The 13302-nt window shown below is 31.8% G+C and carries 12 protein-coding genes; 4 read left to right on the plus strand and 8 right to left on the minus strand.

The window, feature by feature from the left end; genetic code table 11:
- Positions 1-352: 352 nt before the first annotated feature.
- Positions 353-2071, minus strand: a complete 1719-nt coding sequence (locus tag SOJ_RS12035) for an ABC transporter ATP-binding protein (protein WP_002508386.1) — start codon at positions 2069-2071, stop codon at positions 353-355.
- 240 nt (positions 2072-2311) lie between these two features.
- Between SOJ_RS12035 and pbp4 the strand changes: the two genes are divergently transcribed.
- A complete protein-coding gene (pbp4, locus tag SOJ_RS12040; protein WP_002508387.1) occupies positions 2312-3604 on the plus strand; it encodes a penicillin-binding protein PBP4 in 1293 nt (430 codons plus the stop codon).
- A 172-nt stretch (positions 3605-3776) separates the two neighbouring features.
- Here pbp4 and SOJ_RS12045 read toward each other — a convergent pair.
- From SOJ_RS12045 to SOJ_RS12070, 5 genes are all read right to left on the minus strand, one after another.
- Positions 3777-4918, minus strand: a protein-coding gene (locus tag SOJ_RS12045; RefSeq protein ID WP_156789159.1) for an IS3 family transposase whose coding sequence is annotated in 2 segments (ribosomal slippage) — positions 3777-4648 and positions 4648-4918 — 1143 coding nt in all. Because the reading frame shifts where the segments join, the coding sequence is not laid out codon by codon here.
- Between the two features lie 191 nt (positions 4919-5109).
- Complete coding sequence (gene tagD / locus SOJ_RS12055; protein WP_002508388.1) at positions 5110-5508, minus strand: glycerol-3-phosphate cytidylyltransferase; 399 nt, start codon at positions 5506-5508, stop codon at positions 5110-5112.
- 92 nt (positions 5509-5600) lie between these two features.
- Complete coding sequence (locus tag SOJ_RS12060) at positions 5601-6659, minus strand: glycosyltransferase family 2 protein (protein WP_002508389.1); 1059 nt, start codon at positions 6657-6659, stop codon at positions 5601-5603.
- The gene (tarB, locus tag SOJ_RS12065) at positions 6656-7747 is read right to left on the minus strand and encodes a teichoic acid glycerol-phosphate primase TarB (RefSeq protein WP_037539608.1); all 1092 of its coding nucleotides are present in this window, start codon (positions 7745-7747) and stop codon (positions 6656-6658) included. Before tarB ends, SOJ_RS12060 begins: the two co-directional genes overlap by 4 nt.
- A 152-nt stretch (positions 7748-7899) precedes the next feature.
- Positions 7900-8700: an ABC transporter permease gene (locus SOJ_RS12070; protein WP_002508391.1), complete on the minus strand. Its 801-nt coding sequence runs from the start codon at positions 8698-8700 to the stop codon at positions 7900-7902.
- 394 nt (positions 8701-9094) lie between these two features.
- On the opposite strand from SOJ_RS12070, the gene tagH reads away from it, so the two are divergent.
- Positions 9095-9889: a teichoic acids export ABC transporter ATP-binding subunit TagH gene (gene tagH / locus SOJ_RS12075; protein ID WP_002508392.1), complete on the plus strand. Its 795-nt coding sequence runs from the start codon at positions 9095-9097 to the stop codon at positions 9887-9889.
- Positions 9890-9967: 78 nt separating this feature from the next.
- Here tagH and tarA read toward each other — a convergent pair whose 3' ends face one another.
- Positions 9968-10714, minus strand: coding sequence for an N-acetylglucosaminyldiphosphoundecaprenol N-acetyl-beta-D-mannosaminyltransferase TarA (tarA, locus tag SOJ_RS12080; protein ID WP_002508393.1), 747 nt, complete (start codon positions 10712-10714; stop codon positions 9968-9970).
- A gap of 242 nt (positions 10715-10956) precedes the next feature.
- Between tarA and SOJ_RS12085 the strand changes: the two genes are divergently transcribed.
- Entirely contained in the window at positions 10957-11706 is a 750-nt protein-coding gene (locus SOJ_RS12085; protein WP_002508394.1) for a M50 family metallopeptidase, read from the plus strand.
- A 104-nt stretch (positions 11707-11810) separates the two neighbouring features.
- Here SOJ_RS12085 and SOJ_RS12090 read toward each other — a convergent pair whose 3' ends face one another.
- Positions 11811-12455, minus strand: coding sequence for a metal-dependent transcriptional regulator (locus SOJ_RS12090; protein WP_002508395.1), 645 nt, complete (start codon positions 12453-12455; stop codon positions 11811-11813).
- Between the two features lie 120 nt (positions 12456-12575).
- Between SOJ_RS12090 and SOJ_RS12095 the strand changes: the two genes are divergently transcribed.
- Complete coding sequence (locus SOJ_RS12095; RefSeq protein WP_002508396.1) at positions 12576-13298, plus strand: metal ABC transporter ATP-binding protein; 723 nt, start codon at positions 12576-12578, stop codon at positions 13296-13298.
- Positions 13299-13302 lie beyond the last annotated feature (4 nt).

The raw sequence follows: 13302 nt of genomic DNA on the forward strand, positions 1-13302 counted from the left end.
ATGAACTTCTAAAAGTAACTTGTTGCTATGTATCGGAATAACTAAAGCAAACACATTAAACGATTGTCAAAGCAGATAATGGCACATTTATAACAATCCTTAATGTGTTTACTTTTATATTACTTATCCCTGTTTAGTTAATTCAGTTATTTATAAATTTAGTTATATACTTTTCAAGTCATCGTTTCTTAATAATGCACAATAATTATAGCATGTATGGACTTTATATAAAATAACAATTTTATAGTTCGATTATCATAGTGAAAAACATGATTTTAAACGGGAAATGTCCGCTTTTTCTCATGAAAGCGAATACATCAATATGGTTTTCAAACGTGTTTTTCGCTTTTTACTATTTTGATAAATTTTGCGTGCGTACAAATTGTTGATATTTTTCGTGATTTTCCATTAATTCTTGATGGCTTCCTTTACCTGTAACCTCTCCACCATCAATAAAGATAATTTGTTCTGCTTTTTTAATAGTAGAAAGTCTATGTGCAATAACAACTGTCGTACGATTTTCCATTAGTTCTTCTAATGCATCCTGAATTTTACGTTCACTTTCACTATCTAAATTGGCAGTAGCTTCATCTAGTAATAAAATATCTGGATTTTTAACAAAGCTTCGTGCAATATCTATACGTTGACGCTGTCCACCAGATAATTTCAAACCACGTTCGCCCACTATCGTATCGTAGCCATCATCAAATTGTTCGATAAACTCATGACAATTGGCTAACTGTGCATAATGGATTAGCTCATCCTCTGTCACTTCACGGTTGATACCGTACAAAATATTATCTTTAATCGTACCGTTCATTAATGCGTTAGATTGCATAACGTAACCAATTTTCTCACGCCAATCTCCTAGCGAGATATCGTAAATAGATTTACCACCATATGTAATGTGACCCTCTTCAATTTCATACATACGTTCTATAATATTAAAGATTGTACTTTTACCTGACCCCGATGGCCCAACGAATGCTGTTACTTTGCTTGATGGTATATCAAAAGAGACATTTGAAAGTATCGGTTTAACGCCATATTTAAAATCAACATTTGTAAATGTTAGGCTACCATCAATGATTTCGCTTCCTTGATTTGACTCCAGTGGTTCGGTAGGTTCTTCCATAATTTCATAAATACGGCTACTAGCACCTACTGCTCTTTTATAATCCGTCACTAAAGTAGATAAATTAACGAGTGGCGCAGAAAGTTGAATAACATAGAAAATCATTGCAATTAATGTTCCAGCCGTAATCGCACCAGTAGAAATTCTAATCGCACCAAAACCTAAAATAATAGCTATCGTAAGTAACATGATCATTCCAGTTATAGGTTGTATGATAGCTGTAATTTTTGCTTGTTTTAAACCTAAAAAATAAATTTCTTTCAAATTTTTATGCGCATTATCCAATTCAAGCTTTTCAGTACTTGATATTTTAACTAAGCGCATTTCTGTTAATACGCGGCCAAGCAAACCACTAAAGTTAGCAATTTCTGATTGCGTTTTTTTAGATATATTTTGCATAATCTTACCTAAAGGTATCATGATAAGAATAAATAATGGGATTGTGATAAAAGTTAATAATGTCATTTTCCAATCCATTATAAAAAGCATAATTAACGAACCTATAATTGTTAATAAGGAAGGTAATAAATTGGGCAATTTACGCGAGATAAATTCATTTATTACTTTTGTATCATCTGTTAAACGACTCATTAATTGACCGCTTTCGTTTTGATCAAAGAATGGCATTTTCAAATGAATAATATGTCGCCATAGGACTGAGCGAATAGCATAAATAATCTTTTCACCAATCTTACTTAATAAATATAAGCCTAAACCGCTCAGTAAGGCATTTATGATAAATATAGCTATAAATGCGGCAATGAACATCCAGTTAATATCTTCAAAAGAAAATTCATCAACAAGTTTACCAGTGAAAAAAGGTACGGCTAGTCCTGTGATACTACCTAATGAAGAAATTGTTACAGCAATCACAATCAGCCCCACTGGCCAAGATAATTTTTTAAATAAGTAGAACAATGGATTCTCTTGCTTCATGTTTATTACCTCTTCTAAAATTATTTTGAAATTCAGTTACTATTTAATGAAAATGAGCAGTTCACCATAATAGTAATACAGATGTTACGCATACAACTCCACACAACAAGGTTTCATACAATCATTTATCTATAGCACAACAAGGCTAAAAACCATTGTTATAACATTTTATTATTGACCTAAATGTGCTAAGATATTTCTATTGCACTAAAACTGAATATATTAAGAGGGAATGTAATTATGAGAAAGTTAATTCTGACAATCATAACTGTACTCTTCGTTGGTACAATTATAACACCTTTTGCCGATGCAGAAACAGTAACACCTACTCAAGCGGCAAACCAATATGGTCAAAGTGTTTCCGAAGACTACCAACCAGAAGGTGCAGTTAATGTTGCACAAACAGGTCAAATTCTTTATCAGTATCAGATGGATAAAGATTGGTACCCTGCTTCAATGACCAAGCTGATGACAATGTACCTCACACTTGATGCAGTCAATAAAGGAAAGTTATCTTTAGATGATACTGTAAAAATTACAGAAGATCATTATCGAATGTCCACTTTACCAAAAATTAGCAACACGAAACTATATCCAGGTGAGACATACACTATCAAAGAATTACTTCAAATAACAGTCTCAAACTCTAGTAATGCTGCTGCACTTATTTTAGCAAAAGAAGTTTCTGGTAATGTTTCAGATTTTACAGACGCAATGAATGAAAAAGCAAAATCTCTAGGCATGAAAAACACTCATTTCGTTAACCCAACAGGCGCAGAAAACACTCTGTTAAAGGATTTTACGCCAGAGAAATATAAAGATCAACAGAGTTCTACATCAACAGCGAAAGATTTTGCTATTTTATCACAACGTGCAGTTCAAGACACACCAAAAATCCTACACTTTACAAAACAGCTTGCACCTACACAACACGGCGTTACTTATTACACCTTCAACCATTCACTTGAAGGTGCTGATATGAGTTTAGAAGGTACTGACGGTTTGAAAACTGGTTCAAGCGACATCGCAGATTACAACCACACCATTACAACCGAACGTGATGGTTTTAGAATTAATCAAGCTATCATGGGAGCCGGCGATTATAAGTCGCTCGGTGGAGAGAAAGAACGTAATAAGATTGGGAACGCCTTAATGAATATGTCCTTTGATCAATATAAACGTGAAAAGATATTATCTAAAGGTGAACAAGAAATTAATGGCGATACGTATTATGTAGAAAAAGATCTTTATGATGTGTTACCAAAAGAGTTTGATAAAAATGATTACAAACTCGTGGTGGAAGATGGCAAAATACATGTTGATTATGATCGAGAATTTATTTCTGATAAATATGGTCCACCAACAGTAAGTGTGAAAAAACCACTCGTTCATAAAACAACTACAGTTGTCCAATCATCATGGGATGACCATCCAATACTAACATTGCTGGGTACGGTCTTAATCATTACTGCACTTGCAATTATTGTTTATCTCATTTTAGATAAATTTAGAAAAAAATCAAAACGTAAATAATTAGTCTTGCTCGTTGAATAGCACTGCTCCTATTCAATACATTTAACTTAAAACCACTTTCATTAAATTCGATTTAAAATGAATTTATATGGAAGTGGTTTTTTCAATATAAAAACCCAAGTCATCTCGGCACTGAACCCTTAAAATGGGAACTTAATAAAAACACTATTTTCTAGGATGCTAATTTCCTGAACTCTATAGGAGATAAGTAGCCTAGTTTTTGTTGAATTCTTACTTTATTATAGTTTTCAATGTAATTTTCGACAATATCTATTACAATGTTATTAGAGCTCTTGAGCTCTTTATTTAAGTAGAATGTTTCACACTTTAGCGAGGAATGGAAACATTCAATTGGGGCATTATCAGCTGGCGTTCCCTTACGGGACATGCTTCTGGTAATGCTTTTTTCTTCGCATAATTTATAATATTCATACGATGTGTAAACACTTCCTTGATCGCTATGAAGTATACAACTATCTGGAATTTCTAATTGGTTCAAAGTCTCGTTCACTAAATTTTGATTCTGGTGATTATCTATAGTATAAGCAACTATTTCCCCGTTATAGACATCCATAATTGACGATAGATACAACATTGTATTACCGAAAGGTAAATAAGTAATATCTGTTACAAGTACTTCTAATGGACGATTTGCATTAAAATTCCTCTGTAACAAATTGCCTGTTTTATAGAATGGATTACCTGGTTTTTTAGATTTTTTAGGTTTAACCCTACAATTCAATTCGTTTTCTTGCATAAGCCTTTGCACTTTCTTGTGATTAATTTTTTCCTTACTAAATTTATTTAATTCAGCAGTCACTTTTCTATAACCATAGGTATATTTGTGCTTATGACAAATCGATTTAATTGCTTCTAATTCCGAATTTGTTTCATGTTTTTTACATTTCCAGCGATAATAGGTAGATTTGGGTATGTTAAATACCTCTAATATCATTTTAACTGTATATTTTGATTCTAATGCTTCAACCACTTGTATTATTATTTTGGGCGACACTCCCTTTCCAATTCCTTGTACTTTTTTAAAATTTCTAATTCTGCGTTTTTTCTTTTATTCTCCAATTTTAATTGTTCAATTTCTGAAAGTTCTTCTAATCCCTTTCCGTAGGAATATTGTTTTCCAACTTGTTGATGAAATCTATAATGTTCACCATTTTGGTACCATTTCCACCAAGTTTTCACTTGTGATCTATTTCTAATGTTTAATGTATTCATAATTTCTTTTGCACTATATCCCTCAATTTTCATTTCAATAGCTTTATTTTTGGTTTCTAGTGAATAAGTAACTCTTTTCATAGAAAAACACCTCCGTATAAATTCATTTTAGTATGAATTCAACGAAAGTGTTTTTATTTTATTCCCACAATTGGGGGTCAGTTCATCTCAATTTTGTGTAAACACAAAAACGAGATGACTTGGGTTAGTTAACTTTAATATTCAGTTTTAAAAAGTGATGCCTTCGACAAAAATTCTATATCAAACTCACTTTATTTTTCTGCGTCACCATAAAGCTCTTTTTTAATTTTAGTTGTTGAGATACCTTCTGTACGATTTAAGTAAATGACTTCACATTTCTCTTTCAAGAAATCAAATTCACCTTCCCAATCGTGGCCCATAACAAATGTATCTATTTCAAAACGGTCAACATCGATTTCTTTTTGACCCCAACCGCCTTCTGGAATAACTAAATCAACGTAACGAATTGATTCTAACATCATTTTACGTTGTTCGTAATTGTAATATGATTTTTTATTTTTCACACTATTAAACTCATCCGTTGATAATGCTACAACTAAATAATCGCCCATTTCTCTCGCTCTTCTCAATAATTCTATATGTCCGTAATGTAATAAATCATACGTACCATAAGTAATCACACGTTTCATAAGTATATCTCCCTTTACAGAATATTAACTTAAAATTTACATTTTTAAAAATTATAGCATATTGCTCAAAAGTTTACGAATTCTGTCATTTTTTAGCGTTTTAAATAATATTTTAATTTCATCTTTCCTCTTGATTTTGCACGCTTTGGCAGCACTTCTACTTTAAAACGATAATAATTAGGTCTACCGATTCCAACACTTAATAGTGTTTCTCTCCATTGTTGATAAAGTGCTTTATTCCATTTTTTACTCCCTTGCTCAACTACTTTAATTATTCTAAACATAGCCTTACCAGAGTAATCTGTTTTTTGCATTGCGTTGATATATGTTGTTACACTATCTAATAATTTTTTAGTAATCACATTATTCTTTTCGATATACGCTTGTAGTAAATAACTTACTATTAATTCATCCATTCGATAGCTATAATACGTTCTTTCATCTTTAGATGACAACAAGTCCATTACACGTGTTCTCACTTTTAAAGCATCTAACATGTAAGATTCAAACTGTTCTGCACGTTGATTTGTAACAGATCCTTCTATTTCATTGTATCCATATACAATATTAGGTAATAATTGAATTTTTTTCGCCTTTTTATATGCTGTTATAATAAAACAATGTTCTTCACAAAAAACAACGTCTTCATCAAATCTTAAATCAGCAAACTGTGCACTAAACATTTTCCCACCTGGACCAATTGACTGCATGATATCAGGGCATTGCGCTAACTCTACCTTCTCTAGCTTTTGAATCTCTTGATGCGTATATATTGGTTGCCACTCACCATGTTTACCTTTAGCTATTTGACCTAAAACGATATCCACATCTTCCGCTTTTTGATAAAAATCTGCCATAAAATCAATTCTACTCGTTAAAAATTCATCATCAGCATCTAAAAACATAAATACGTCACCAGTCATATGCGCAAGTCCTTTATTTCTACTTGCAGCTGCACCTTTGTTCTCCTGGTTAATTAGCGTAATATTTGGGTACTCTTTTTGTAATTGCTCTAGAACTGTTCTACTCTCATCAGTAGAGCCATCATTGATACAGATAATTTCATAATTTTGTTTCGTATCTACCGATGCAATCGCTCTACGAATTGTACTTGCTGCATTATATACAGGAATTATTATTGATATTTTCATAGTTTCACCATTTCCTCTATATAGTGAATGACTTGCGTTAAACTATCTTTAGCATTGTACTCATGCCAAGTTTCAAATAGTGGAGACCATACTATACTATTTTCTTGTAGTTTACGCACTAACTCATCTTCACTATAAACTTTATATTGGGCGGGTATGTCATAATAAAATGAATTCAAACCGCGTTCCTTTTCATATTGCTTCTCATCGTATACATAAAATAATGTGGGTTTATCTAAAATACTTGCTTCAATTGCCAATGAGCTATAATCACTTATAATCACATCTGCCATAATCATCAGAGATTGCAAGTTAATCGTTGTTTGATTATCGTTTGCTATAGAGGGATGTAATTTACTCAATAAAGTATAGTTCGGCAGTGCAGTTTCAAAATTCACTTTATCAATATTACGGTTAGATTGCTTATGTTCTCTATATGTCGGCACATATACTGCTACTTTTCCTTCTATACCATATTGTTTCTTAAGCTCTTTCTGTCTTTTTTCAACATTTAATAATGTATAAGGTACTAATCTTGGCAGGCCTGTTTTTAAAAACTGTTCGTCGGCGGCTTCAAATGCATCTTTAAAACAAGTGACCATAGGTTCTCCACCAACTAAATATTTATCTGTTGCTCGGTAAACCTTTTGATACTGATGGACCATTGGTTTATTCGATAAGTCCACTTGGTGATCTTGGAGCCCAAAGTTTTTAAGTGCACCAGCAGCGTGCCACGTTTGAATCACTGTCTGATTCGTCTTTTTCTTGAAACCACCAAACATTAAATAATACGTATCAATTATTATCACCTTGGCAGTGCTTAATGCTTTAATATGTTGAAATACTTTTTTATTACCTGCAGGTAGAAATGTCACATTTTCAAATTGTTGTATATATTTTCTATTTTCTTCGTTACCTATTACTGTAATTTTATATAATTTTCTATTTAACGCTTCTACAATGGGCAATACATCTTCTGCAAATGTCATCATGACCACGATATGATTATTCTTCAGCTTTTTTTTACTATAAATTAAATTTAATAAGCTAATGATAAACATATAAAGCTTTTTGATTATCTGTCTCACAAATTCCACCGCCAATTTAAATTTCGACTCTTATTGTTTACATTATATCTGTCTTGCACTAAAAATTATAGAAAAATCCTTTAACAACTATTTCAGTCATTAAAGGATTCATGTCAGCTCAAATAATATGAGTTAGTATTTTAAATTTCGACTTACATAAAGTCTGCGAATTGATCTCTGTAACGCATATGCATAATAGAACCTATTACAAATAAGAAGATAATAATAAACATATTATAAAGCGTTAGTTCCCAATGCGTGATAAAGTACCATTCTTTATGTAGCACTGCAGAACGATATGCTTCTGCAAGATAATATATAGGATTTAATTTCATTACATCTTTCACAATACCTTCTGGTGGCACAATCAAAATAGAAGATGCAAAGAACACCATTCTCATTAAAGCTTGAATCGCTTGTTGTGTATCTTTCACGAGTACACCAAGCGTTGAAGTAAATAATGCAATTGCTGTTGTAAGAATTAGTGCGAATGGCACATATAAAAACAGCTGCAACGTATAAATCGTAGGATAGTAACCTGCTAACATACAAAGTAAAATAACTACAACAAGTAACGCAAGATGTCCATAGAATCTACTCATTACAATATACGATGGGATAATCGATAGTGGGAAATTCATTTTTGCCACTTGATTATATTTAGTCGCTATTGATTTTGTACCTTCTAATATACCTTGGTTAACAAAGAACCACATGCTAATACCTACGAGCAACCAATAAATAAATGGTACACCATCTACTGGGCCGTTATCTCTAATTCCTAAACCAAACACGAACCAATAAACCATAATTTGCATTGCTGGATTAATTAATTCCCAAGCCGTGCCTAAATAGTTGTTTGTATTAGTGATTTTCATTTGGAACTGAGCCAATCTCTGAATAAGATAGAAATTTTTAAAATGCTCTCTAAAAACTACCCATACTGCATTCATTTTAATAAACCTCACTTTCAATCGATTTACCTTATCACATTCCATTTACGATGTTACACTTAAATTTAATATACGCTTTATTGTCTATCTTAACAACTTTCATTTACTATCGGAAATCAGAATAGCTAAAAAGTGCTATAAATGATATATTTTTGTATACTAAGTGATGAAACAACGTTAATGAAAAATGAGATATAAGCTATCGTAACTTTATATTTTTCATTAATTTATCTTTATAGTTGATTTTATAACGTAAGTTCAGTAAAATTTAACAACTGTATAAAACTTCACTTCGTTAAATTGTACTCACTTACTTTACAATAGGTTTATAAATTTAACAACTAATATAATATATAATACAATAAGAGTAACTGTAAATAAGGAAGGTAAAATTATGAATGTATCGGTTGACATTAAAAATGTGACTAAAGAATATCGAATTTATCGTAATAACAAAGAACGCTTAAAGGATGTCCTTCTTCCTTTTCACGAGAATAAGACTTTTTATGCCCTAAATGACTTGTCCTTAAAAGCATACGAAGGTGATGTCATAGGTCTTGTTGGTATCAACGGTTCCGGAAAATCTACACTGAGTAATATGATTGGTGGATCATTATCACCAACGAGTGGCGGTATCAACCGTGAAGGCGATGTAAGTGTAATCGCTATTAGTGCAGGATTAAATGGCCAACTTTCAGGTGTTGAAAACATCGAATTCAAAATGTTATGCATGGGCTTTACTAGGAAAGAAATCAAAGATTTAACCCCTGAAATCATTGAATTCAGTGAACTTGGAGAATTTATTTATCAACCCGTCAAAAAATATTCTAGCGGGATGCGTGCAAAATTAGGCTTTTCTATAAATATCACTACTAACCCAGATATTCTAGTCATCGATGAAGCTTTATCGGTTGGTGATCAAACGTTCGCCCAAAAATGTTTAGATAAAATATTTGAATATAAAAAACAAGGAAAAACTATCTTCTTCGTAAGCCATAATATGAAACAAGTCCGTGATTTTTGCACTAAGATTGCTTGGATTGAAGCAGGTAAACTTAAAAAGTTCGGTGAATTAGACGACGTATTACCTGAATATGAAAAATTCTTGAATGATTTTAAAAAACGTTCTAAAGCAGATCAAAAGAAATTTAGAAGTGATTTAGATAATTCTAGGTTTGTAGTTAAATAACAGTAGGCTCACAACTAGTGTTATGAAAAATATAAAAGCGTAAATTGCAGAGAATTCAAACTGCAATTTACGCTTTTATTACTTTTTACGGGTTTCTTTAATTACTTTAAAAACAAATCGAGGTATTGATTTCATTCTTCCTAAGCGTTTCCAGTCTATAATCAGACGGTAAACCCACTCTAAATTCAAGCGTCTAAATAATGCGGGCGCTCTTTTCTTCGTGCCACTAAACACTTCTATTGAGCCACCTACGCCCATCAATACTGTTTGAGTAAATTTATTCATGTGTCGTTCAATCCAGTGTTCCTGTCTAGGATATCCCATCCCCACAAAAACATAATCAGGATTAAATGAGGTGATTTGTCTTAAGACCATTTCATCTGTTAAATCGAAAAAGCCATGATGAAAGTCAAAGTGAATGTTTGGATACTTTTGTGCTAAATTTTGTTGTGCTTTGATAACAACTTCATTATTAGAACCTAGTAAAAAGACTTTTTGATAATTCGCATTAGCGATTTTTAAACATTCTTCCATTAGTTCAATGCCAGGCACACGTTCTTTCAAGGGCGTTCTAAGTAACTTAGACGCTTTTACAACGCCTGTACCGTCTGGAATAACATAATTCGCGCTATTAATTAAATTACGATATTTAATATTATCCGTAGCGTAATCCACTATTTCTGGGTTTGCAGTAACAATAAATAAATTTTCTGGACTATTGGATAAGAAAAAATGTTTAACATTCTCTCGCATGTCCTTTAAAGTAACATTATCAAAATATACCGATAAGACATTTACTTTATTTAATTTGTTGCTCTCCGTCATTGTTGGTGATCTCCTAACTCAAAATACATCAAATGTAATTTAACATTTAGTTATTATTGCAATATTAACACATGACGCGTTTTACAGATATTTTAAAACTGTTCTTACTTTTATTCTTATAATATACATCAAAAGTCTAAATGCTTTCTTGTCTAAATTACTTTATACTATAGATTATGCTATGACAACCTTACTTTTTTTATGAATATGAGGTTGTTGAAATATTAAATCGAGGTAATCATATGACAAAAATACATGAATTTTTCAGTTCAGCTATTCAGCTCAATTTATATTGGGTTATGATTATAGCTCTACTTTATATAATCATTCATAATTATCGCAATAAACCGATAAACCGAATTTTGGATATTTATTTAAATTACATCCCTGTATTAACACATGAATTTGGACACATTTTATTCAATAAATTAAGTGGTGGGAAAGCCAAAGATTTAGTTATTGTTGCATCGCCTACTGAACGTATTGCTACGTCGCAACAAGGATTCGCTGTGACTCAATCAAAAAGTCGTTTCGGTCAATCTATCACTACATTTGGTGGTTATATCATGCCACCACTCATGTTATTTTTAGGTTTCTCAGCTATTGAATTTCAATACCCTAGTTTATTTATAAGTGCATACTTAGTTATATTTATTTATTTTTTAATACTAACCTCAAGAAAGATACTGCCAATCTTCATTGTTATTTTACTTATTGCACTACTCTATTTTTTATTCCAAAGTGATAATCAATTGATGATGTTTTACATTGTGAGCCTTACATCTCACTTTATATTGGGTGTCTTATTAGGCGAAGTCTTGCAATCTTCAGTCACTATTTTTAAACTGACATTTTCACAACAGCCTGTATCTTGGGATGGTAGTACTTTAAAAGAGTTAACACATGTCCCTACCTTTATTTACAGCATGATATGGATAGCGATTAATATCTTCACAATTTATCAATTATTTCATGGGTACTTTTTTACTTAAATCACTGAGCTTGAGATGATGTTTCTAACATCTACCTCAAGCTTTTTTTATTTTTTTCAAACAAAAAAGTGGATGCTAAAAGCTACCCACTCCATAAATATCATTTATATTTCAGCGTAAATATGCGCTGCATTATCATAGCTTAAAATTGTCACATTTTCGTCTTTTTGAACAATAATCACTTTATTTGTATCGTCTTTATTAATGATTTTAATTTCTTCATCAATTAATATATCTTTGCTCGATAAATATATGAGTAATTCAGTACGATCACGAACACGTTTAATTGTCACCTTATCGTCAGCCTCAAATGAAAGTAAATTCGTAGTATAAAGTTCTTTGTATTTACTATCACGTGGTATCACGCCACCATGTGGACAAGTAATTGGATAATCCAATAGTTTATCCAAACGTTCTACAAACAAATTAGATACTTTGTGCTCTAAAACTTCTGCTTCTTGATGTACTTCTTCCCAATTATATTTCAATATTTTTATTAAAAACAATTCAATTAAACGATGACGTTTAATGATATCCAACGTGTATGTTAAACCTTTATCTGAAAGCTGCACACCTTTATATGGTTTTGTTTCAACATACCCAGTTTTTTCTAAACGGTGAACCATTTCACTGACTGAAGGTGGTTTGATGTTTAAATATTGGGATAGTGTCTTATTTGAAACAAAAAAATGATCACCATTGTGCGTTAAAATCGCCTTTAAATAGTCTTCTTTTTCTTCAGTTAGCATTATCTCACCTCTCAACTCATTCACTTCATTGTATCACGAATCGACTTGACACGCTAAATCTTCATGGTATATTATAAGATAAATTAGGTTAGGCTAAAAATATTATTAAGGAGGTCTAATATGTTAAGAGTTAAAAACCTAAATCTAACTTTAGGGAATAAACATGTCTTAGAAGATATTAATTTAAACATTCCTATAAAAGGCGAGATTATTGGCATAATGGGGCCAAATGGTGCTGGGAAATCATCTTTACTCAAATCTTTTATTGGGGAGTTTAAATCTACTGGGACCGCCCACTTAAACGATGATTACATACATAATTCATTAAAATCTATCACCTATATTCCACAAAAAGCACATATTGACTTAGATTTTCCAATTGATGTCGAACATGTTGTTATATCAGGCGCATACAAAGATATTGGTTGGATTAAATGGGTAACGTCAGAAACTAAAAAAAGGTTAAATCAATTGATGAAAACCTTGGAATTAGAAAGTTTACGTCATCGTCAAATTTCACAATTAAGTGGTGGTCAATTACAGCGTGTACTTGTCGCACGTGCGCTAATGACGGAAAGTACACTTTATTTGTTAGATGAGCCCTTTGTCGGTATTGATTTCCATAGTGAACAAATCATTATGACACAACTACAAAAATTGAAAAGTGAAGGTAAATTACTTTTAATTGTCCATCACGATTTATCAAAAACTGAAGAGTATTTTGATCGTGTCATACTTTTAAACAAAACAATTCGTTATTTCGGTGACAGTAGTACTGCAATGCTACCAGAGAATTTAAATAGTACATTTTTAAATTCAAACTCAAAAATTGAAGCGACTTAAAACA

Origin of the sequence: Staphylococcus sp. OJ82 (genome assembly GCF_000294465.1) — a bacterium.
In the GTDB taxonomy this organism is placed as follows: Bacteria; Bacillota; Bacilli; order Staphylococcales; family Staphylococcaceae; genus Staphylococcus; species Staphylococcus equorum.